The 22,570-nt window shown below is 37.9% G+C and carries 21 protein-coding genes; 13 read left to right on the plus strand and 8 right to left on the minus strand.

The genetic code is table 11. The features are described from left to right. Positions 1–19: 19 nt before the first annotated feature. Complete coding sequence (locus tag QMA08_RS15670; protein WP_039487205.1) at positions 20–1,225, minus strand: MFS transporter; 1,206 nt, start codon at positions 1,223–1,225, stop codon at positions 20–22. A gap of 360 nt (positions 1,226–1,585) precedes the next feature. On the opposite strand from QMA08_RS15670, the gene QMA08_RS15675 reads away from it, so the two are divergent. The 3 genes from QMA08_RS15675 (at position 1,586) to QMA08_RS15685 (ending at position 6,363) form a co-directional block, all read left to right on the plus strand. After that, complete coding sequence (locus QMA08_RS15675) at positions 1,586–2,884, plus strand: PAS domain-containing methyl-accepting chemotaxis protein (RefSeq protein ID WP_290174890.1); 1,299 nt, start codon at positions 1,586–1,588, stop codon at positions 2,882–2,884. 133 nt (positions 2,885–3,017) lie between these two features. Then, entirely contained in the window at positions 3,018–5,189 is a 2,172-nt protein-coding gene (locus QMA08_RS15680) for a TonB-dependent receptor (RefSeq protein WP_290174891.1), read from the plus strand. 211 nt (positions 5,190–5,400) lie between these two features. Continuing rightward, a complete protein-coding gene (locus tag QMA08_RS15685; RefSeq protein ID WP_290174893.1) occupies positions 5,401–6,363 on the plus strand; it encodes a TDT family transporter in 963 nt (320 codons plus the stop codon). 2 nt (positions 6,364–6,365) lie between these two features. Here QMA08_RS15685 and QMA08_RS15690 read toward each other — a convergent pair whose 3' ends face one another. Then, the gene (locus QMA08_RS15690) at positions 6,366–6,557 is read right to left on the minus strand and encodes a DUF2986 domain-containing protein (protein ID WP_290174894.1); all 192 of its coding nucleotides are present in this window, start codon (positions 6,555–6,557) and stop codon (positions 6,366–6,368) included. Between the two features lie 137 nt (positions 6,558–6,694). Between QMA08_RS15690 and QMA08_RS15695 the strand changes: the two genes are divergently transcribed. Next, the gene (locus QMA08_RS15695) at positions 6,695–8,182 is read left to right on the plus strand and encodes a dipeptidase (protein ID WP_039487193.1); all 1,488 of its coding nucleotides are present in this window, start codon (positions 6,695–6,697) and stop codon (positions 8,180–8,182) included. 47 nt (positions 8,183–8,229) lie between these two features. On the opposite strand, the gene QMA08_RS15700 is transcribed toward QMA08_RS15695, so the two are convergent. Next, the gene (locus QMA08_RS15700) at positions 8,230–9,006 is read right to left on the minus strand and encodes an EAL domain-containing protein (protein WP_149603039.1); all 777 of its coding nucleotides are present in this window, start codon (positions 9,004–9,006) and stop codon (positions 8,230–8,232) included. A 217-nt stretch (positions 9,007–9,223) separates the two neighbouring features. On the opposite strand from QMA08_RS15700, the gene QMA08_RS15705 reads away from it, so the two are divergent. Further along, complete coding sequence (locus tag QMA08_RS15705; protein WP_002958152.1) at positions 9,224–9,406, plus strand: 2TM domain-containing protein; 183 nt, start codon at positions 9,224–9,226, stop codon at positions 9,404–9,406. Positions 9,407–9,482: 76 nt separating this feature from the next. On the opposite strand, the gene QMA08_RS15710 is transcribed toward QMA08_RS15705, so the two are convergent. The 3 genes from QMA08_RS15710 to QMA08_RS15720 form a co-directional block, all read right to left on the minus strand. After that, complete coding sequence (locus QMA08_RS15710; RefSeq protein WP_290174896.1) at positions 9,483–9,920, minus strand: OsmC family protein; 438 nt, start codon at positions 9,918–9,920, stop codon at positions 9,483–9,485. A 124-nt stretch (positions 9,921–10,044) separates the two neighbouring features. Then, positions 10,045–10,185, minus strand: coding sequence for a DUF2256 domain-containing protein (locus tag QMA08_RS15715; protein ID WP_002958154.1), 141 nt, complete (start codon positions 10,183–10,185; stop codon positions 10,045–10,047). A 2-nt stretch (positions 10,186–10,187) separates the two neighbouring features. Then, a complete protein-coding gene (locus tag QMA08_RS15720) occupies positions 10,188–11,705 on the minus strand; it encodes a deoxyribodipyrimidine photo-lyase (RefSeq protein ID WP_290174898.1) in 1,518 nt (505 codons plus the stop codon). A 120-nt stretch (positions 11,706–11,825) separates the two neighbouring features. On the opposite strand from QMA08_RS15720, the gene QMA08_RS15725 reads away from it, so the two are divergent. The 6 genes from QMA08_RS15725 to QMA08_RS15750 all read left to right on the plus strand — a co-directional run bounded on the left by QMA08_RS15725 (position 11,826) and on the right by QMA08_RS15750 (position 18,839). Beyond that, a complete protein-coding gene (locus QMA08_RS15725; protein ID WP_182748669.1) occupies positions 11,826–12,434 on the plus strand; it encodes a flavin reductase family protein in 609 nt (202 codons plus the stop codon). Between the two features lie 43 nt (positions 12,435–12,477). Then, on the plus strand, positions 12,478–14,409 hold the full coding sequence (locus tag QMA08_RS15730) for a S9 family peptidase (RefSeq protein WP_290174901.1): 1,932 nt from the start codon (positions 12,478–12,480) through the stop codon (positions 14,407–14,409). Positions 14,410–14,485: 76 nt separating this feature from the next. Continuing rightward, on the plus strand, positions 14,486–16,141 hold the full coding sequence (locus tag QMA08_RS15735; RefSeq protein ID WP_290174914.1) for a YHYH protein: 1,656 nt from the start codon (positions 14,486–14,488) through the stop codon (positions 16,139–16,141). A gap of 9 nt (positions 16,142–16,150) precedes the next feature. Further along, entirely contained in the window at positions 16,151–16,681 is a 531-nt protein-coding gene (locus tag QMA08_RS15740) for a hypothetical protein (RefSeq protein WP_290174902.1), read from the plus strand. Further along, entirely contained in the window at positions 16,681–18,126 is a 1,446-nt protein-coding gene (locus QMA08_RS15745; protein ID WP_290174903.1) for an ATP-binding protein, read from the plus strand. Before QMA08_RS15740 ends, QMA08_RS15745 begins: the two co-directional genes overlap by 1 nt. A 38-nt stretch (positions 18,127–18,164) precedes the next feature. Continuing rightward, positions 18,165–18,839, plus strand: a complete 675-nt coding sequence (locus QMA08_RS15750; RefSeq protein WP_024597035.1) for a response regulator — start codon at positions 18,165–18,167, stop codon at positions 18,837–18,839. A 24-nt stretch (positions 18,840–18,863) separates the two neighbouring features. Here QMA08_RS15750 and QMA08_RS15755 read toward each other — a convergent pair whose 3' ends face one another. Continuing rightward, positions 18,864–19,721 carry a PA4780 family RIO1-like protein kinase gene (locus QMA08_RS15755; protein WP_002958167.1) on the minus strand — a complete coding sequence of 286 codons (858 nt, stop codon included), beginning with the start codon at positions 19,719–19,721 and terminating at the stop codon, positions 18,864–18,866. Positions 19,722–20,022: 301 nt separating this feature from the next. On the opposite strand from QMA08_RS15755, the gene QMA08_RS15760 reads away from it, so the two are divergent. Next, positions 20,023–20,298, plus strand: coding sequence for an EF-hand domain-containing protein (locus QMA08_RS15760; RefSeq protein WP_007581281.1), 276 nt, complete (start codon positions 20,023–20,025; stop codon positions 20,296–20,298). A 12-nt stretch (positions 20,299–20,310) separates the two neighbouring features. Beyond that, entirely contained in the window at positions 20,311–20,766 is a 456-nt protein-coding gene (locus tag QMA08_RS15765) for a hypothetical protein (protein WP_024604676.1), read from the plus strand. A gap of 88 nt (positions 20,767–20,854) precedes the next feature. Here the strand turns inward: QMA08_RS15765 and QMA08_RS15770 are convergent, their stop codons facing one another. Continuing rightward, positions 20,855–22,234 carry a VCBS repeat-containing protein gene (locus QMA08_RS15770; protein WP_290174904.1) on the minus strand — a complete coding sequence of 460 codons (1,380 nt, stop codon included), beginning with the start codon at positions 22,232–22,234 and terminating at the stop codon, positions 20,855–20,857. Between the last annotated feature and the right edge of the window lie 336 nt (positions 22,235–22,570).

Raw genomic sequence — 22,570 nt, forward strand, 5'->3', positions numbered from 1 at the left:
TAAATTAACCAGGACTCAGCTAATTAGCTGCTTGCGCTGTTGGTTGCTGTTTGTTTAGTTGTAAGTAACTTAATAGCCACATACCCAAACCACCTAAAAACAATGCAGCTGCTACGTAACCTGTTTGATTAGGTGCAGCACCTTGCGCTATTGCAATTCCGCCAACCCAAGGACCTATAGCATTAGCAGTATTAAATGCGCACTGTACTAAGGCACCAATCATAGCGTGGCCTTCGGGCGCAACGTCCATTAAAAGCGTTTGAATCAGCGTAGCCAAGCCCACACTGCAACCAATAAAGAAGATCACCGCGTAAAGAGCCCAAATATTATGGCTTGCAGTTACATAAGCAAAGGCAAATACAATAGTACATACAAGCGCAAGGCCAGTCGTTTTAATTGCTGATTTATCGGCAGCTTTACCCAGTACATAGTTACCGAGTGTACAACCGATACCAAACATTACCATTGCGATAGAAATAGTATACGGGGCTGTTTTTGTTACCACTAATATGGTGTCGGCAATGTAAGTATAAATACAAAACACTCCGCCAAAGCCAATAATTACAATACCCAAAATAGACCAAACCAGTTTATTTTTAAGTACGCCAAACTCGTTTAGTAAGTTAGAAGGCTTAGCGTTATCGATATTAGGCACTACTTTATAAACAAAAACAAAAGCAATAAAGGCCAGTACTGCAGCGCCAGCTAAACAATAACGCCAACTTAAATTTTGACCTACAAGTGTAACTATAGGCACGCCAACAATAGTAGCCACAGTTAAACCCATAAACACCTTAGACATAAAGCTAGCACGCTTACCTTTTGGGGCAATATCTGATGCTAATAAAATAGCAGCACCAAAATATGCACCATGAGGTAAGCCACTTAAAAATCTAAATATTACAAGCTGCTCAAGCGATGTTGCCATCGCGCTTAACCCGTTTGAGATAAACATTAAACTTATAAAAATGAGCAATGCTTTGCGCTTTCTCATATTAGCTGTAGTGAGCATTAAAATAGGGGCGCCAACTACAACACCAATGGCGTAAGCACTAATTGCGTAACCACTTTGCGAGGGCGTTGAGCCAAATGTTTCGCTAATAAGTGGCAGCATAGGCATCATCGAAAACTCAGATAATCCTAAAATAAATGTGCCTAGCGCTAATACGAGTAAAATAGCGGTTCTGTTAAGTTGACTAGATGCCGACGTTACATCTGATGTCATAGATGATCCCTTAAGATTTAATTTTAAAAGTGAAACAGCACAATAAATTCTGAATAGAAAATATTATATGTATGCTTAAATTTTGGTGTGAGAGGGTAGTCTGTGAGAGTGCTATTTTAAGTTAAAAAAAGTACAGAGTCATGCATAAATTAGTGTTTTTGTTAGGTTTTTAAAATGTTAATTAGAAGAAAATACTACTTAAAATTCATAAAATAAAAAAACTATTTATAAAGCATGCATCTATAAGGTGTTAAATATTCGCCGAAAGGTTATTTAGAGCTTATATTTACAGTACAGTTACATGTTGATATCACATTAATTTGCTAATGTTTGTACTAATTAACTCCTTAAGGTTTTTATATGTTTGGTATTTCCCAAAAGAACGCAAAAATTGAAGAACTGGAACTTCAATTAATTCAAAAAGAGTCTATCTTGTCTGCAATTAACAAGCATGTGGCTTATATTGAATTTACACCTGAAGGAATAATATTAGACGCAAACCAATTGTTTTTAACAACAATTGGATACACAAAAGAGCAAATAATTGGTAAGCATCATCGCATGTTTTGCGAGCCTGAATATGCAAAATCAGACGAATACAGCCAGTTTTGGCAAGCTTTAAAAGCAGGAAAGTCTAAAGCAGGCTCTTTTTTAAGATACAAAGCTAATGGCGATAAGCTTTGGCTTGAGGCAACTTATTTTCCTGTAGAAGAGCGCGGCGTAGTAACTAAAGTTATTAAAATAGCCTCTGATATTACGACCAGTTATATACAAAGAAAAGCGCAAGAAGCTATTGCAAACGCACTCGATAAAGCATTAGCTGCAATAGAGTTTACCCCACAAGGTAATATTTTAAGCGCAAATCAAAACTTTTTAGCAACAGTAGGCTACAGCTTAAAAGATATTGTAGGCAAACATCATAAAATGTTTTGTACTGAAGTGTTTTATGAGAAAAACCCACACTTTTGGAATGAATTAGCGCAGGGGCAGTTTAAGTCAGGAAAATTTAAACGTATTGCCGCCGACGGTTCAGAAATTTGGCTAGAAGCTACTTATAACCCAATATTAGATAGCAAAGGTAATGTAATTAAAATAATTAAGTTTGCATCAAATATTACTGATCGTATACACAATAATAATGCAGTGACTGAAGCCGCTGCAATCGCGTATGAATCGGCGGTAGCTACAGCGCAAACAGCTAAAAAAGGTTCTGAAATATTACAAAGTTCTGTTGCAAACTCCGATGCCATTGTAAGCCAAGTTCTTAAGTCAGTTGATTTAATTAAAAACCTTAATGAACAATCAGCTGTAATAGGCTCCATTGTTTCTACAATTAGCAGCATTGCTGATCAAACTAATTTACTTGCACTCAATGCTGCTATTGAAGCTGCACGTGCTGGTGAATACGGTCGAGGTTTTGCTGTAGTAGCTGACGAAGTAAGGCAACTTGCAGCCAGTACGAGTAGTTCAACTAATGAAATAGCGACCGTTGTTAAAAATAACCAAGAGCTTACTAATGATATATCAAGGCAAATTACGTCGGTTTCAGACTCTTCAGAGCAAGGCCGAGAGCTTATTGCGAATGTATCTGAAGTTATTAAAGAGATTGAGCGAGGGGCTGATATTGTTTCTCAAACAGTAGCTGAGTTAAATACTTAATTTATTATATGACCTTTTAAATTAAACACACCTAACAACATTTTAAATTGATAAAGTGCGACAATATGTCGCGCTTTTGCTTTTGTAGTTCACACTATAATTACGCCAATTATTACAGTGGCATAAATTAACAATGTTTTATAAAAGCAAAACTCAAAAAACTTACTTACTTTCCCCTGTCGCACTTTTTATTAGCGGTGTGCTATCTCCTTTTGCGTTTGCCGACGATACGTCTTTAGAAGTAATTGAAGTACACGGACATGCTCAAAATAAGCATTTAGCACTTGGTTCCTCAGAATCGATATTAAGTGATTTAGGTGTCGACTTTTCAGCTGCAGGCGGCGTATCTAACCTCCCTATTTTAAATGGTTTAATGGGCGACAGAGTTAAAGTGTTAATTGATGGCGCAGATGTAACCGCTGCATGCGCTAATCATATGAACCCGCCACTTTCGTATATCTCGGCTAATCAAATTACGTCTTACAATGTGGTTGCAGGCGTGTCGCCAGTGAGCGCGGGCGGCGATAATATTGCTGGCGTAATAAGCGTTAATTCTATTTCACCACAGTATAGCGATAGCAATGAATTAGATTGGCACTCAGGCTATGTGTCAGCAAAGTACAGTAGCGTTGATAACGGGCGTAAACTTGGCGTTGGTGCACGTTTAGCAAGTGACACGTTTAGCCTTAATTATCAGGGGTCGTTTAGTGACGCAGATAGTTATGAAGACGGTAACGGCGATGTAGCATTAGATACATTGTATCGAGCACAAAATCATAGTTTAACCGCAGCTATGCGCGATGATAAACAGCAATTAGTTATAAAGCTAACACATCAAAAAATCCCGTATCAAGGATTTGCAAATCAGTATATGGATATGACCGATAACACCAGTTACGGTGCAATAGCTAAATACAAACGCTCTTTTGATAACAGCGAGCTTGAAGGGCAAGTTAACTGGCATAGCGTAAAGCACGAAATGGGTTTTTTCAGTGAAGAAAAAACAGGCATGATGCGAATGAAAACCGATGCACAAGATATAAGTACGCAGCTTAAATGGCGTATCGCGCTTAATAAAAGCAGCAGTATTTTACTCGCTCAAGAATATTACAATTACCGCATTGATGATTGGTGGCCAGGTATTGAAGGCTCAACCATGATGGGACCAAACGATTACGTAAATATAAATAATGGCAAACGAGAGCGCATAGCGGTATTGGCTGAATTTGAGAGCCAAATAAATACCAAGTTATGGTTAAACGCAGGCCTACGTATTGAAAGTATTAATACCCAAGCTGGAGAGGTTCAATCTTACAACGATGGTATGAGCATGAGTATGACGGATATGGACGATATGAGCGACATGGATAGTATGGAAACTATGACCATGAGCGATATGTCTACAGATAACACTATTGCTGCACAGAACTTTAATGCTGGCGACAGAGATAAAACCGACACTATAGTTGATGCTAACTTTTTAATTAACTACCAAATAACAAATTATGATGAGCTGCAATTTGGTCTTGCCCGTAAAAACCGCGCACCTAATTTATACGAGCGATACAGCTGGGGGGTAAGCAATATGGCAACCACCATGATTGGTTGGTATGGCGATGGTAATGGCTATATTGGTAACCCTGATTTAGACGTTGAAACAGCGCATACTTTAAGTGCTACTTATATTAAGCAGGCTAAAGATGATGGTTGGCGTTTAAGCACCAATGTTTGGTATACAGATGTGAATGATTATATTGATGCTGATATTGTAAGAAGCTTCAATAGTTATGACTTGGACAACACAGCGCGTAACATTTTGCAGTTTACTAATGTAGATGCCATTTTATATGGTGCAAAAATAGATTTAACAGCCAACATTTATGAATCTAAGGATTTAGGTAACTGGCAGTTACACGCTAATGTTACTAATACGAGAGGTAAGCGCGACGATACTAACCAGCCGCTTTATCAAATTAAACCACTGCAAACCCAGCTAGGTATTAGCCAGCAAATGGGTCGATTTGAAAATGCGTTATCTTGGCAGTGGGTAGATACTAAAACCCGTGTAGATAATAATCGTTTTGAAAACCAAACAGACAGCTACAGCTTGGTTAATTTAAGCTCTAAAGCCACATGGGATTCATTAACGCTAAGCGCAGAAGTGAGTAACGTGTTTGATGAGTACTACCAACTCCCACTAGGCGGCGTAAGTATTGCAGCACTTAAACAAGATAGCAGCAACGGGTTTGAACAACTTGCTGGGCAGGGTCGTTCATTTAATGTAAGCATTAGTTACGCGTTTTAACTAAATTAAATTTTAAAATAAAGTAAAAGCCATAACTGTGTTATGGCTTTTTTCATACGCTTTAATATGTAAGCCGTAAACTTATTTTTATGAAATATTTGTACGCAAAAAGCGTTCTATTAAGCACGCTTGTACTAATTTTACAGCGTTATTTTAAGGCAATGCAGTAAAAAGCAGTAACTTGTTCATCACCCAATGATTAGGAAATACAGTGTTTAAGCAATTTAAAAATAAAGTGATGGGTGCGCCAACAGCTATGGCTGGTTTAGCTTTGGGTATTGCCAGTATGGGGTGGACATGGGAAAACGTTTTTAATTTAAACTCCCAAGGGCAATTTTTGGGAGCTGTATTAGCTGGCGTATTAGTTTTACTTTTGGCTGCTAAGTTTTTACTACACCCTCATTTATTAAAAGCCGATTTAGCACACCCAGTTGCAGGAAGTGTGATCCCTACATTTGCAATGGCTAATCTTGTTATTTCAAACTCAATTGGGCAATTTAACCCATTGGCTGGTGATATTATGTGGGTTTTAGCTTTTGTGCTGCATCTCACATTTTTGGTGAGCTTTTTATACCAGCGAGCAAAAAAGTTTAACTTTGAGGATATGGCGCCCAGCTGGTTTGTGCCACCAGTAGGGATAATTATTGCAGATGTTACTTTTTCGGGAAATCCGACATTAGCGTGGTTAGCTTATAGTGCGCTGGTTATTGGTATATCAACGTACGCGATAATGCTGCCAATTATGTTTTATCGTTTTTTATTAGCATTAAAAAGTGACTACGAAATACAGCCAACACTTGCCATTTTAGCTGCGCCTGCCAGTTTAACATTAGCAGGGTATTTTCATATTGTAGCTAATCCATCACTTGTTATAGTGGGGGCATTATTTATATTAGCGATAATAAAAACACTGATTGTTTATGTGTTATTTATAAAGTTATTAAGCAGACCTTTTACGCCGAGCTACGCTGCTTTTACATTTCCAATGGTTATTGGGGCAACTGCATTATTTAAAATGGCTGATTGGATGCAAAGTATAAACCTCGCAATGCCATATGTAGATACAGTTAATTACTTAGCTACGTTTGAGCTTATAGTTGCCACGGCAGTGATATGTTATGTAAGTGGTCGCTACTTTTGCCACTTTAAATTATCAAAGCAACGGGTAACGTAAAGTTACTCTTGGGTTACCTGTGGCTCATTACTTTCTTGTTCAGCTAGTTTTTCGCGCTCAGCTTTTGATACATAAGACGGTTTGTTGCTTTTATGCAATTTAGCGTTAGTGCGTTTATCTTTCTTTTGAAATTTAGTGACGATTTTTTTACGACGGTTCACAATTAAATACCCTGTTAATTTTAAGTCGCGCATTATACAGCCATCCTCATAAAAGCTGCTATATAAATATTCAGCTTAAGTTACCTGTGTGTTTAGCGTAAAGAGCTATAAGTAAGCGCTTCATAGCGTTATAATTACCGCTCTTAGTTATTAATTAAATGGGAATTGTTTTGAAAAAGTTAGCTTTAGCCAGTATTGCTTTATTTGCGTTTGGTGCTCATGCGCAGTTAAATAAAAATATTGATAGCGTTGCCGATTACGCAGTAAATACCTACCAAAATGCTCAAATACACACACTAACTAACTTAGTGGCTTTTCCGACCGTTAATAAAAGCGACATTACAGCCCCTCAAAATCCCGATTTTATTGGCTTTAAAGCACTGTTAAAAATGAAAGCCGCAGAGCTTGGTTTTGACTACCAAGATTTAGGCTACACCGTATTAATTGGTATGGGCGAGCAAAGCGAAAAAGTAACGGTAGTAACCCACGGCGACGTGCAACCTGCTAATGCAAGCAAATGGAAACAAAGCCCTTTTATTATTGATACATCTGAACCGGGTAAATTAGTTGGTCGTGGTACTGAGGACGACAAAGGTGCAATAGCAACAGCGCTTTACGCTATGAAAGCAATTAAAGATAAAGGCATAACCCTTAATAACCGTATTGAGCTTATGATTTACCTTGCTGAGGAGTCTGATTGGGGTCCGCTTACTCAATTTATGAAAACGTATGAACAACCAAAATATGCAGTAACGATTGATGCATCATACCCTGTAGTGGTTGCCGAGAAAGGCTGGAGCTTAATTGCACCTACTTTTAATGCAACATCACCACAAACGGGTTTATATGTAAAGGATGTAACTGGCGGTGCGTTTAGAAGCCAAATTCCAGAAGATGCAAGCTTAGTTTTGCACAATGCAGACGCGGCACTTATTAATACATTAAAAGCAAAAGCTAAAACATTAAATAAAGTTGAATTTAACTTTAGTGAAAAAAGTAATGGTTTAGCAATAAGCGTTAAAGGTATGTCGGCGCATTCATCTGAGCCGGAGTCGGGTATAAATGCTATTGCTTATTTAGCTGAGTTATTTAAAGGTGTGGAGCTTGAAAATAACAGTGACGGCGAGCTAATCGGCTTTGTGAATCAGTTAATTGGTTTAGATATTCATGGTAAACAATTTGGCGAAATAGCTTACAAGCACGACTTTATGGGCCCAATGACAGTGGCACCAACAGTTATTGAACGCGATGGTAATGCGCTAACACTTGCTGTAAATGCACGTCGCCCAATGGGTAAAGACGAAGCTGTATTACAAAAGCAAATTGATGATGCACTCGCTAATTGGCAAGCTACTAACAATGTAACACTTGCTAACATAGAAACAATTATTGGCACACCTATGCTACTTGATGGCGCGCCGCATGCGCAAAAGCTGCTTGATATTTTCAAGCATTTTACGGGCGACGAAAAAGCTGACTTTGTATCAATAGGTGGTGGCACTAACGCAAAGCTGTTTGATAATGCGGTATCGTTTGGCCCTTCAATGCCAGGTAAGCGCTACACAGGTCATTCAGAGCATGAATTTATGACACTTGAGCAACTTGAACTGAATTTACGTATGTACACAGCAATGATGATAGAGCTAGGTAATATGTAGTTTAAACGTACTTAGACTCAATAAGGTTTAATAGTAGGTGTTGAGCACTAATCAGCACCTATGTCCTTAAAATTTACCTCAGGCAAGTTTTCAAAGCTTGGTTTGGCAAATAAATACCCTTGCATAAGCTCAACACCTGCGTTTTTAAGCCACTTATATTCTTCTACTGTTTCAATGCCTTCAGCTAGTGCGGTTATGTTTAAATCGCGAAACATATTTAAGCAATGAGTTACTATTAGTTGGCGTTTTTTGTCGTTGTTAATATCGCGTATGAGCGCCATATCCAGCTTTATAATATCTGTTTGAAAGTCAGCCAATAGATTTAAACCAGAATAACCTGCACCAAAGTCATCAGTGGCGGTTTTAAATCCAAGAGACTGATAGTAATCAACAATGCGTTTAATGTGTGCGGTGTCTTCAATTTTTTCAACTTCAGTAAATTCAAACATAATATTTTGAATTGGGAAGTTATACTTTTTTGCAGCTTCTAGTGTGGTGCGTATACATCGCTCTGGTTTATAAATAGCATTAGGTAAAAAGTTAATGCTTAGCATTGATGTTATGTCCAGCTTTGCGGCTAGTTGAATGGCTTTAATACGACAAAGCTGATCAAATGCATAGCGGTTGTCTTCATTCACTTTTGAAATAATTGAATAAGCAGACTCGCCATTTAAACCTCTAACCAATGCTTCATAGCCATAAATTAGGCGAGTTTTACAGTTTATAATCGGTTGAAAAGCCATAGAAAAATCAAATTCAAGATCGTTGGCGTCAGCACAATTACTACATGTCACTTTTTCACAATCTTTTGATTTTTCGATCACTTAGTTCATCCTCTTATGTTTATTTTTAAAGTTAGTTGAGGGTAGATCCTAACACGAGCAGATTAAAGTATTAGTTTGTATTTTTTTTAACGTAATAAGTAATTATTTATATGTGAGTAATATGATGACTAATGTCATGCTATTTAATGACATTTGGCAGGGGTTTGTATTTCTTTTTTATATAAAAATAGATTTATGCATTAACAGGAGGATAAATATGAATACATCAACAACAATATTTCAAAGTTTTAAACAGTATGCAGTTGCTTTAGTGTTTTTAGGATTAATTAATTTAATTACATCACCAAACACCTTATGGGTGATTTGGCCCGCGCTAGGCATGGGGATCGCTTTATTATCTGAAGTCTTAGGTATAAGCAGCTCTAAAAAGGTATCTTGATGATTAGTAAGCCAAGTAATAATTTACTTGGCTTTAATTTAATGTGCTTTATTTACAGTAATCTAAACCTAAATATTTAAAATGCTGATTGAAGTGTCGCATCTAATGATATTTCGGTATTTAAGAGCTTGGAAATAGGGCAGCTCTTTTTGGTTTGCTCACATAAGGCTTGAAACTGCTCGTTTTGAATATCATTAATACGTGCTTTTACCTCAAGGGCAATATGCGTCACCGAAAAACCATCATCTACTTCATCAAGGCTTACAGTGGCTTTAGTATCAATTTTATCTGCGGTAAAGCCTGCATCACCTAATGCAAGTGAAAGCGCCATGCTAAAACATGCACTGTGCGCTGCACCCACTAATTCTTCAGGGTTTGAGCCTGCCTCATCTTCAAAGCGGGTATTAAAACCATAAGGTTTTTTATCAAGCGCGCCACTTTGAGTTGATATGCTACCTTTACCTGTTTTAATGTCGCCAGACCATGTTGAACTTGCCGTTTTTTTAATAGTCATCATCTTCTCCTTGCTAGAGTGTAAGCTTTTCAGGTTAGATAAGCGTTATTTACAAAATAAGCTTACATAAAGCCTTAAAAGCACTAATTACAGATGATGCTGCAAAATAGGCGCCAGTTAATTGTTATCCCTGTTTATTTCGTTTACAGCGCTCTGAACAGTAAATAACGTTATCCCAGTCGCGCTGCCATTTTTTACGCCACGTAAAAGGTTTATTACAAATAGGGCATATTTTCTGAGGTAAGTTTAGTTTTTTGTGCGCCATGCTTACTTAGCCTTACTGTTACTTTTAGTGTTATTTTTTACTTGGGTTGTTTTTGGCGTAATTGCTACGTGCCTTCTAAGAATTTTCCCTATGGCGCGTTTAACATCGGCTCGCTCACGGTATTGCCATAAGCGCTCGCGTGCTTCTTTTGAAGCCGCTGTTAAATCAAGCATCGGTTCAGGGTAATCCTCCCCTAACTTAAAGTCGTTAAAGAGTGCTTCCATCGGAGTTTGCTCCCAAGGCTGATGTAAATATTCAATAGGGAGTTTCTCAAGCTCTGGGCACCACTTTTTAATAAACGAACCTGTAGGGTCTTGATCTTCTGATTGTTTAATTGGGTTGTAGTGCCTAATGGTATTAATACCTGTGACCGAGGCTTGCATTTGAATTTGCGGATAATGAATCCCTGGCTCAAAATCTAAAAAGTAATTAGCGAGAGGAAAGCTTGCTTGCTGCCAACTTATATTTAAATGATGCGTTACAAAGCTTACAAGCATGGCGCGCATTCTAAAGTTTATATAACCGGTGGCTTTTAAGCAGCGCATGCAAGCGTCAATAATTGGAATACCTGTTTGACCTTGCGCCCAGCGTTCAATATCGTTTTTCACACGTTCATCATCACGATACGGAAATACGTGATAACCCGGATTAAGGGCTAAAAACTCCATAGAGCACTCGCTTTCAAACTTTTGCATAAAGTGGCAGTGCCAATGCAAGCGCGATACAAACGCTGCTAGTGGGCGTTTCCAACCTCTTTTGTCAGGGTGTTTTGAATGATATTCATCAATGGCCATTTGATACACTTGCCTAAGGCTAATGTTCCCCCATGCTAGGTAGGGCGAAAGCCGAGAGCAGTGGGTTTGGCTTAAACTTGGGCTCGATATTCCCTTTTGATAACCTTTACCGCGCTCGGCAAAAAAGCTCTGCATTACAGTTCGCGCATGCAGTGGGCCACCTTTTTGAAAGCTGTCATGATCTTGAGTGTAAGCGCTTGGCAGCTCAGGTGCTTGATAGTTATTGAGGGTAATTGTTTTTATATTCTTCCAATTAGGAACAGCAATAGGTGCTTGCATTGTTTGCTGCCAGCGTTCGTTCCAATTATTACGATTTTTTTTGCCGCGAATTACCGCGCCTGTTTGCGACTCTTGCCAATTAATGTGGTTATGCTGGCACCATGCTTTTATTGCCTTATCGCGCTCAAAGGTGTTGTTTAAGCCGATTTCTTGATGGCTAAAAATATTTACTATTTCAAACTGCATCTTTAACGATTCAAGTAAATCGTTCATATTTAAATTAAATATATAAACACAGGCGTTAAAACGCGCTAGCTGACTATTTAACTCAACTATTGATTGATACACAAAGCGCCAGTGCCGCTCATTGTAGTGTTCATCTTCGAGCAGTAATGGCTCAAAGTTATAAAGTAACAGGGTCGGTAAGCCATTACTAAATGCATTTTTTAATGGTTGATGATCGCTAAGACGTAAATCACGTTTAAACCACACGATGTTTATTTTCATATAATTGGTTTATTGCTTTAAATAGAAATAAAAATTAACTTGTTATTTAATTGAGTTAGCCAAACCTATACGTAACTACCTTGAATTAAGATTTAGTTTTAATGTATTAAAAGGAAATGTATGTTTTTAGATCTCACCGAAAATACCAACCAAAATGTTTACTCTTACTTAGTAGGCGGTATCAGCCCAAGGCCTATCGCATGGATAAGTACATTAAATAGCGAAGGTATTGCAAATATTGCGCCTTATTCATTTTTTACTGTGGCTAGCTGCAAGCCAGCTGTTTTAAGTGTTACGCAAGTAAACCCTAGTGATAAAACGAATAAAGATACGCTCAATAATCTAATGGCAACTAAAGAATGTGTGGTTAATATTGTCAGCCAAGAGCTAGTTGAAAAAATGAATCAAAGTTGTGCAAATTATCCTAGTGATATAAGCGAATTTGATGCAGCTAACATTGCCCAAGCTCCAAGTAAGTTAGTTAATGCGCCAAGCGTTGCCGATTCAAAAGTACGGTTTGAATGTAAGTTGCGCGAAGTTATTAGTATTTCAAATGAGCCTGGCGGTGGAAAAATGATGTTGCTGGATGTAGTGGGTATTTGTATAGACGATGAAGTGATGAGTGGTGGCTATATTGACCCTGAATTATTAAATGCAGTGGGCAAAATGGGCGGCGATTACTTTAGTACAACCAAAGATAAGTTTTTGCTTAAAAGGCCACAGTTGTGAAATAATCGTTTACTTAGGAATACAATAATAAAAGGATTTACGAATGTTTAAGTTCATTTTCACTTTGTTAATTGCTTTGCAAAGTTTTGGCTCTTTTGCCACACAAGATAAAAAACTACCTATAGAGGTTTTTGCAGGCTTAAAAGATTTTAGCCAAGTTAAGCTATCTCCCAATGGTAAGAACCTCGCTTTTATAAGAAACCATCAAGGGACTTTAATCTTAATGGTTAAAAACTTGGAGACGGGGGTTACTACGCCAATAATAAACTCAAATAACCATACAGTGTTTTTTGATTGGTATAACTGGGCAAATGATGACGTACTGTTACTTGGTGCTCGCTATATAAAATATCAGTTTGGCGGAGTTAAATATACATCAACGCTTATGTATGCGTATAACTTCAAAAATGATAAAGGTCTTAAATTAGCTTTTAAAGCCAACACAGTAAGAGATGAAATCCAGCCACAATATTCAGACCGAATTGTTAGTTTTTTACCTGAAAAAGAAAATAAAATTTTAGTTCAAGGGGATTTTAAAATAGCAAATACCCCAGCAGTTTATGAGTTAGATTTAACCACATTACGTAAGACCCAAATACAAAGGCCACGCAGTAATGTTGTTACTTGGTTTGCCGATAGGCAAGGTAAAGTTCGTATTGCAAAAAAAATGGACGATACGCAATTTACTTACGATTATTTTGATGAGAATAAACAGTCGTGGGAAACTTTATTTGATTATGAGGTTTTTAGTAAGCAAAGTATTTCTATATTAGGGTTTGATAAAGACTCTAATTTTTTATACATCACTGCGTTACATGAAGGGCGCGATGCATTATTTAAACTCAATTTAACGACTAAAGCTCGCGAGCTAATTTACAGTAATAGTAAATATGATTTTGATGGGTCTATTTTTTATTCACAACAAACTGGCGAAGTTGCAGGCTTTACTGATTCACATTTAGATGATGGTATTAAATATTGGGATAAAGACTTAGATAAATTACATCGTTCTTTGCGCGTATCACTCCCTAAAGATGAATATAAATTAGACATTGTAAGTACCAGTAAAGATCAGCAAAAATATATACTTTATATCAGCTCAGACAAAACGTCTGGTAGTTATTTATTTGGGGATAGAGTAAAAAAGCAGGTGAGTGCAATTGCTGATGTTTATCCGCAAATAGATGCCTCTGTATACAGAGGCAAAAAGCGCATTAGCTACAAGGCAAGAGATGGCTTAAAAATAGAAGGCTATCTAACTCTACCAGTAGAATATAAAGAAGGTGATAAGTTACCAACAATTATATTTCCACATGGCGGCCCTATGGCAAGGGATTATGCTAATTTTGATTACTGGACAGCTTTATTAGCCTATAACGGATATGCTGTTTTACAGCCTAATTTCCGTGGTTCGAGTGGCTATGGGCACGACTTTTTAATGCAGTCAATTCAAGGTTTTGGTTTGGCTATGCAAGATGATTTGCAAGACGGTGCAAACTGGTTAATTGACCAAGGAATAGCACAAGCAGATAGCATTTGTATTGGTGGTGCTAGCTATGGTGGCTATGCAGCGTTAATGGCTGTAATTAAGCACCCAGAAACGTTTAAATGTGCAGCTAGTTTTGCTGGGGTAAGTGATTTACAGTATTTAGTGAGTAAAGCACGACACTTTACAAACAAAAATATCGTTAGAAAGCAGTTTGGAACTGATGATGATTTACTAGAAGCTAATTCTCCAGTGAATTTTGCTAAAAAAATAACAAGACCAATATTGCTTGTACATGGAACTGACGACAGTGTGGTACCTGTTTATCATAGTAGAGAAATGCAGGATGAACTTGATGATGAAGCAAAAGATGTTACTTATATTGAGCTTGAGGATGGCGATCATTACTTATCTTATCAAGAGCACAGAGTTAAAACTCTTCAGGCATTTTTAGACTTTTTTGATAAACATTTGAAAAAAAATAAATAGCCAGACTCCAGTTAAATAGCAAAAAGACAACTTAGGTTGTCTTTTTTTGATCACAATCTTCCTTTGTTTGTGCACATTGTTTGCACTTTTACTTGTTAACTTTGTTTTATTAAACGTTAAAGTAAAGGTTCAAGCATTGAAAACACTTCTTAAAACAAAAGCCGCTAATGCAACTAAGTTATTTGCGTTAAGTGCGCTTTGTATCGCTTTAAGCGCATGTAATAGCGATTCAACAAGTACTGCAACAGACGGCGATACAGTCAGTAATAGTGCTCCAACGGTTGATGCTGGTATTGACCAAACTGTTAATGCGGGCGATACCGTTTATTTAAGTTCAACGGTTGAAGATGACGGTGAAGTATCGGTTAGTTGGTCACAAACATCAGGCACTACCGTTAGTTTATCTTCAAGTACTGCAACGTCTACAGAGTTTGTTGCTCCAGAGGTATTAACCGATGAAGCACTTGTATTTGAAATCAGTGCAGATGATGGCACAAACGATGTCGTTGTAGATACAGTTATAGTTAATGTTATTGCTTCATCAGACTCAGATACAGTTGATAATAGTGCAAAACTTACCAGCTGGTTAATTAACAACGATACAACTTCTACATACATACAAAATAATGGTGCAGTGGTTGAAGATGTTCAATCAGTTGAGGTTGTTAGCGTTACTGAGGAAGATGCTGACGTTGAATACATGTATGTGCAAACAACTGACATTCCTAAATATGATGTAACGCTTACACAAGACCAAGTAGACGCGTTAAATAACCGCCCGCGTGCAGCTACCGATTTTTATAACGGTGTAACCTCTGCTGCAGTAGGGCAAACCATTTCCTTTGGTGAAGATATTGGCTATAACAGCAGCACTGAAAACTGCGATGACACAGGCGGTGCAGGTTATTGGCCTCCAGGACCGGGTTGCCCAACAGAACAAGCGGTTGAAGCGTATTTTCCGCTAACACCTACCGATTTATCTGACACTGAAACTTGCGAAACAGGTTTAGGTACAGTTGGCTTAATGGTTAATGGCACCAGTATATTTAACTGGGGCGATGGTATGAGCTACGGTAATAACATTTGGTATACATTAGCGCCCATTGCTGAGCAATACGATGTTGATGTGTGTGGCGGACATGCTGCTAACGGGGAATATCATCATCATTTTTATACGAGTTACTTAGCTGATTTACTTGAAGATGATGGCGATGCACATTCACCTATTTATGGTTTTGCAGCTGATGGCTATCCGCTTTATGGTCCTTATGAAAGTAACGGACAACTAGCATTAAGTGGCTGGGAAATGCGAGATTACGGTGCACCTACAAGTGAAGGGGGTTGTGGTACTGAGGGTGAGCGAAGCTGTACCTTAGTTGATCAATACGATGTTAGCCAAGGTACACAAACAAGTGATGCAGGTCCTGCTATTGGCGCACAAGTGACGACGCTCTCTGGTAATACATTAAATGCCGACGATGGGTATTACTTTGAAGATTATTACTACACACAAAAAACAGTAACCGGTGCTCAATTAGATGAGCATAACGGCCACGATACTAATGATGGTAAGGGTTATCACTACCATATAACACTAACGTTAGACAGTGATGGTAAATTACAGCCTTCTTTTCCTTATCAAATAGGGCCTCGTTTTAAAGGTCAATTAGCCGATAATTCAATTGGTCGCTGTGATACTGGCGAAACAATGGGTCCACCACCAGGAATGTAAGGAGTAACTATGCGTTATTTTAAATACGCATTGATCCTAACAACTGCTGCGCTATTGAGCTTCAAGCTCTTTGCGCAGCAGGAAATGATGGATCATAGCCATATGCCTATAGCAGTGCCAAATGATACGCCAATCCCGGCATTAAGCCTTAAGTTATTAAAAGATAGTATGTCGGGTTATAACTTAATTTTAGATACACAGCGTTATGATTTGTCTGTGCCGCCAGAGGGCACGATGAACATGCAACAAATGATGGGCGTGACAACAAACCAAGACACCGGTTTTTTACAAGGTCATGCTCATTTATACATTAATGGGGTTAAAATACAGCGAATTTACGGACAAGCGTTGCATTTACCTGCTAACTTATTTAAAACTGGTATGAATACCGTATCGGTTACTTTAAATAATCATGGTCATATGTATTGGACCGCTCAAGGTAAAAAAATAGTTGCTACGCTGTATGTTAACGACCAAACCAAAGAGTTTATAACATACCGATTTGAAAGCTTTCCTAGCAAGGTTGAAAACACGCATTAATGAAAATTCATAATAAACTTTTTTTAATACTATTTAGTTTTACCTTTAGTGTTATTGCAGGGCTGGTGGTTCTTATACAGTGGAGCATAGGGCAAGGCGTAATTGATTTTGTTAATGCAAAAGAGGTGAAAGCGCTTGAACCACTTGTTGTGCAATTTGCAAAGCAATACGAACAAACACCCTCATGGGAGCGTGTTGTCGGCAATGGCGAAAACTTTAGAAAACGTGTTGAATCGCAATTAGAAAATAGTCAGTTTTTGCCTAGGCCACAAGAAGGCCCAGGTCCGCGTGGGCGAATGATGCGACGACCGCCGCCAGATCATATTCGTTTAGAGGAAGATCGCCGCCCACCGCCAGAAAATATTGCTCACTACGCTTTGCTTGACGAAAATAAACAGCGAGTAGTGGGTAGATACCTCAGCGATTTAAAATATATAACAACCCCAATTATTGTTAACGATAAAATAGTGGGTTACTTAGCAGTTTCTAAAAGAGATAGCTTGGTTGATGGCTATGAGCTTGATTTTTTACAGCAGCAAACTAACTACTTATGGTTTATTGCTTTAGCTGCGGTATTGCTAACATTAATGGTTACTTTTTTATTGTCTCGTCACCTAGTAAGCCCTGTAAAGCAAATTGCTAACGGTATGCATCGTTTAACGCAAGGTAATTACGAGACCAAACTCACGCTTGAGCGAAAAGACGAGCTAGGACAGTTGAGCGAAGATTTTAATACGCTTGCATTTACACTCGCTAAAGATGAGCAAGTACGTAAGCGTTGGCTTGCTAATATTTCTCATGAGCTTAGGACGCCAATGAGTATTTTACTCGGTGAACTTGAAGCTATGCTACTTGGTATACGAGAACCGAACGCAAAAAATATAAGTTCAGCTAACGATGAAGCCCTACATTTAAAACGCTTAATAGACGACTTGCATATGCTCAATAGCGCAGAGTTAGGAGGTATGCACTACACTATGCAACCTACTGATATGGCGTTATTATTAAATACTATTGAGCAAAAGTATCAGGTTTTGCTTGAACAACATAATATAAAAATATACCTACTAAATAGCGCTAAGCACATAACTGTACAAGCAGATAAAACACGCCTTTTGCAGCTACTCGATAATATTCTAATGAACGCAGTACACTATGCACAATGTACAACTATTTCTTTAACGGCTAAAAATATAAGTATTAAAGGGCAAACTTATTTAGAGCTTATAATCGAAGATAATGGCGTAGGTGTAGAGCAGTCGCATTTATCGCATTTATTTGAGTATTTATACCGAGTAGATAGTTCGCGTAATCGCCAGGAGGGCGGTTCTGGCTTAGGTTTATCTATTTGCCAGCATATAGTTAAAGGTCATAAAGGTGAAATAGCTGCAGAAAAAGCCAGCTTAGGCGGCCTTGCTATTATTATTAGATTGCCAACTATTTAGTTTATAAAATAAAGTTAAGGTTACTTACAGAGATGCCTATGAGTGAACAAATACTAATTGTGGAAGATGAAGTAAAGCTAGCTAACTTAATGAGTGACTTTTTAAGCAGCCATCACTTTATTACTCATCAAATACATCACGGGAATGAAGTATTGCCTTGGCTTGAAATTAACAGGCCGAGTGTAATCTTGCTAGACATAATGTTACCAGGGCAAAGTGGTATTGAACTGTGTAAAGCAATCAGGCGCTTTTCAAACGTGCCTATTATTATGGTATCGGCAAAAGTAGAAGAAATAGATAGGCTGCTTGGGCTGGAATTAGGTGCAGATGATTATATTTGTAAGCCGTTTAGTTATGCTGAGCTGGTGGCACGCGTAAAAGCTATTTTAAGGCGATTAAATAACGCAAGTGATGTTACAGAGTCAACAATGAAGCTTGACGAGAGCAGCTATAGCGTAAAATATAAATCAAACAGTATAGAATTGACGAACTTTGAATTTCAACTATTTAAACCTTTGTTTAACAACCCAAATCGTATTTATTCGCGCGATAGCTTAATGGACACTATGTACGCCGATCAGCGTATTGTGAGCCATCGTACTATTGATAGCCATATTAAAAAGTTGCGTAAAAAACTAGATGAAGTGACACAAACCGAAAGTGTTATCCAGTCTGTTTATGGGGTTGGCTACCGGTTTGTGCATCCACAGTAAGGTGGAATGAGCTATGACGATGAGTTACTCATCGTCGTCAGCATTTTTAATTCGCTCTAAACGGTCAAACTCTTCGTATTCTGCTGCTTGGATTTCATCAAGAATAGAATCTACATCAGCAAGTTCGTCGCTGTCTTCAAATTCACCTGTAAGCGTTGAATTGGGCGTTAAATTGGCCTCTTCAAATAGTGCCCACATTTCTTTAGCGTATTGAGTTTTTAGTATGCTTGGCGCAAATTCACCATAGTAGCGGCGTATGTTATTGACATCGCGTGCAAACATAGCTTGTGCACTGTTATTTGCTGAAGCGTTAACGGCTTGCGGTAAATCTATAATTACAGGGCCGTTATTATCTACAAGTACATTAAACTCAGATAAATCACCGTGTATTATACCTGCGCAAAGCATAAGCTTAATGTAATGTATCATGAGTTTATACTGCTCAATCGCTTGCTCTTCACTAAAAACGACATGTCCTAATTGAGGGGCTACGTTACCATCTTCATCAGAGACCAGCTCCATAAGCAGTACGCCATCAATACAAAAGTAAGTATCAGGAACACGTACACCCACGCCAGCTAAACGAGATAACGCATCAACTTCGGCATTTTGCCAAATTTCTTCTTCTAATTGGCGGCCATAGCTAGAGCGTTTACCCATAGCACGCGCTTGGCGTCCACCACGTACTTTTCGGCCTTCTTGATATTGTGCCGCTTTTTTAAAACTACGTTTAACCGCATCTTTATACACTTTCGCACAGCGAATATGTTCACCACAACGCACAATAAATACATCGGCTTCTTTACCGCTCATTAGTCGGCTTATTACTTCGTCAATAAGGCCATCATCAACAAGAGGTTGTAGGCGTTTAGGTATTTTCACAGATTGCCTGCTAAGTAGGGTTGGTTATTAATCATTATTTATGAAAGTGCTCTGTATTTGTTTATTTAATTGGCTCAAGCAGTATATCAGCTTTGAGAATTAAGGGCAGTAACACTACTGCCAGAGAGTAATTAATCGTATTATTTTATTAGCTTATATATTGATTGCAAAGCAATCAACCAGAACTTTTTTGAATCATCAGTTTTTATTAAAAATAATTTATTACTTCCTCATTATTTGCACATTGTTTGCGTTTTTAAAGCGTAAGCTTAGTTTAATTCTTAAATACGAGGTTATTACTATGAAGCATTTTTCAACTCTTGCCACTGTGGCAATATTATCTATTGCTTTTTCAGCTAATGTAGCTGCTCGAGGCGGTGACAATCCTCCTGAAAAACCTGACTTTTCAACTATTGATACTGATGGTGATGGCGTAATTAGCTTTGAAGAGTTTAGTGCTAAAAAACCGCCGCACGGTGATGCACAAACAATTTTTGATTCTATTGATGCCGATGGTAATGGCGAAATTAGTGAACAAGAGCTTAGCGATCATAAACCACCTCGTCGTGAACGTTGAAAGGATACTAAAATGATTAATAATATTGGCAGCAGCTCTGCGAGTTTTGTGCCGCAACAAAGTAGTCAAGCTGCAAAATTAACAACAGAGCAAAGTGATTTTGTTAAAGAAACGCTTGCACAGTTTGATGCAGAAAACTTAACTAGCGACGATGCGCAAAGTATTCAAGCGGCATTTAAAGAACAAGGTATTGAACCAACAAAAGAGCTTGCTGATTTAATGGGCGAACTCGAGTTTGATGCTAAAAGCATTGGTGATGCAGGAAGAGCAGAAGGTCAAAGACCGCCGCCACCGCCACAAAACTCATTAGAATCAGTCGATACAGACGAGGTAGTGAGCTATTTAGATGAGCTCTTAACTGAGTATTCAAACCAGTTGTCTGATGAAGATAAAGAATCAATCCTTGCATCAGTGCAAGAGAAGTTTGGTTTAAGTGAAGGCGACTCGCTGCTAAATGTAACTGCTTAGGTGTTATTACTTAGAGTAAAGCTGACTGTTACTCGAAAGTCTTAAGTCCAAAGCCCAACGGTTAATTCTGTTGGGCTTTTTTATTGGCTTAATTTAAACGTGTTTCTATTTTGCTGGTGCCATCTTCTTCGGTAAATTTAAATACAAAATCTTTTTTACCGTCTTGGTTTATATCTACTAGAAGAATATCTTTATTATTTTTAGGCAGCGTTAGCTTTAATTTTTTGCGTTTATCATTTAGCAGTGAGTCTTGCTCTCCATAATAAATATACAGCGTTTTTTTACTGTATTTGTATACCGCATCAATATAGCTGTCGCCGTTAATGTCACCTAAATAGAGAGCCGGTTCTGATTCATCGCCATTCATCCCCACTTCCATTTCTAAATCAAGTTCAATACTCGATTTATTGGCAAATGAGCCGTCGGGTTGCTGCTTATAAAGATTCATTTCTACATCTACATCAGTACTGCCACCGCCTAATGCCATAGATGCGATAGTACCTAAGCCAATATCTAAGTCCATTTTTTGTAAATCAATTAAGCCATCATTATTAAAGTCAGTTTTGAGCAATAACTCACTAGGGCCCTGTGTTTCAAATAAGGTAATGGGCGTGTTAGTAAAACCTTTAGCACTCCCTAGGTACAAAGTATGTGCTATTTTTATATCTAACGTATCCATACCTTGTGTAGGCTTAAACTGTCTGGTTGTAAAATCTAGAAATCCGTCGTTATTAATATCAATAATTTGCTTTATTTTGCGGGTCTCGCCATTGCTTAGCTCGCCGAGCTCAATGCTAAAATCAATTGAGGTAAGCTTTTGCTCAAAGCCCTCTGAATTAGCAAGTAGTACATCTGCTCCAAAGTCATTTGAAAAAACTAGGTCGTTTAATCCGTCGTGGTTAAAATCGATAACGACAGGTTTATTGTTAATATTAACTTCTAAAGAAAGCCCTTTTCCTGAAAAGCGGCCTTCATACTTAGGCGTTTGTTTAAATTTGTTATGCTTAAAGCTGCCATCTTTATTTTGAATGTATAAAGTACTGCTTGCTAACCCAGGGATAAAAATATCGCTTAGACCGTCGTTGTTAGCATCGAAAACAAAGTCTACTTTTTCAAACTTATCTATTTTTAATTGATTAAGAACCGACTCATAATTAAACAACAATGTTGGTTTACCTGCTTGGGCTTTATATACGCCATCACTTGTTAGTACGAGTGCTTGTTTATCGGTGATGTTAGCAAGTGTTGCCACATCAAACCCGATGGCGTTTTTTGGTAAAGCAAGTTCACTACTAAGTGATGTAAGTAAATTGATGGCTTCTAATTGTTTTGATTCTTTATTATATGCAAATAAAATCTCTGAATCGGTTGATACTAATTCATCCGTTGTTTTTATTGCCATTGTTTGAGCTATAACGCTTATGGGGGTAAGTAAAGTGATGAGTGAATAGCAAAGTGGTTTTATCATGCAAATTCCTTTTTTATATTTAGTTGTATCGTTAAAATTTTTATTATTTAAGCAACGTCAGCACATAATTTTACCTACTATCCAGCGCTGGGGCTTTTTCGTTTAAACGTAATATACATATGTAAGTTGGATTATATTTAGCCTACGCTAATTACTATGTACTGGGTGTAAGCAATTGTAAGATTATGTTTTAGGGAGGGCTGTTGACCTTTAAGGATTGAAATTTGTTCAATTCAAGGACGATTTAATCGTGGCGCGAGGTTTGTAATCTAGTAACAAAGAGTCCATCTCCCTAGGCAGAACCCTTTGGACAGCGCATGTTTGGCATTTATGCTA

It is taken from the genome of Pseudoalteromonas sp. APC 3355, from assembly GCF_030407615.1.
GTDB classification, from domain to species: Bacteria; Pseudomonadota; Gammaproteobacteria; order Enterobacterales; family Alteromonadaceae; genus Pseudoalteromonas; species Pseudoalteromonas distincta.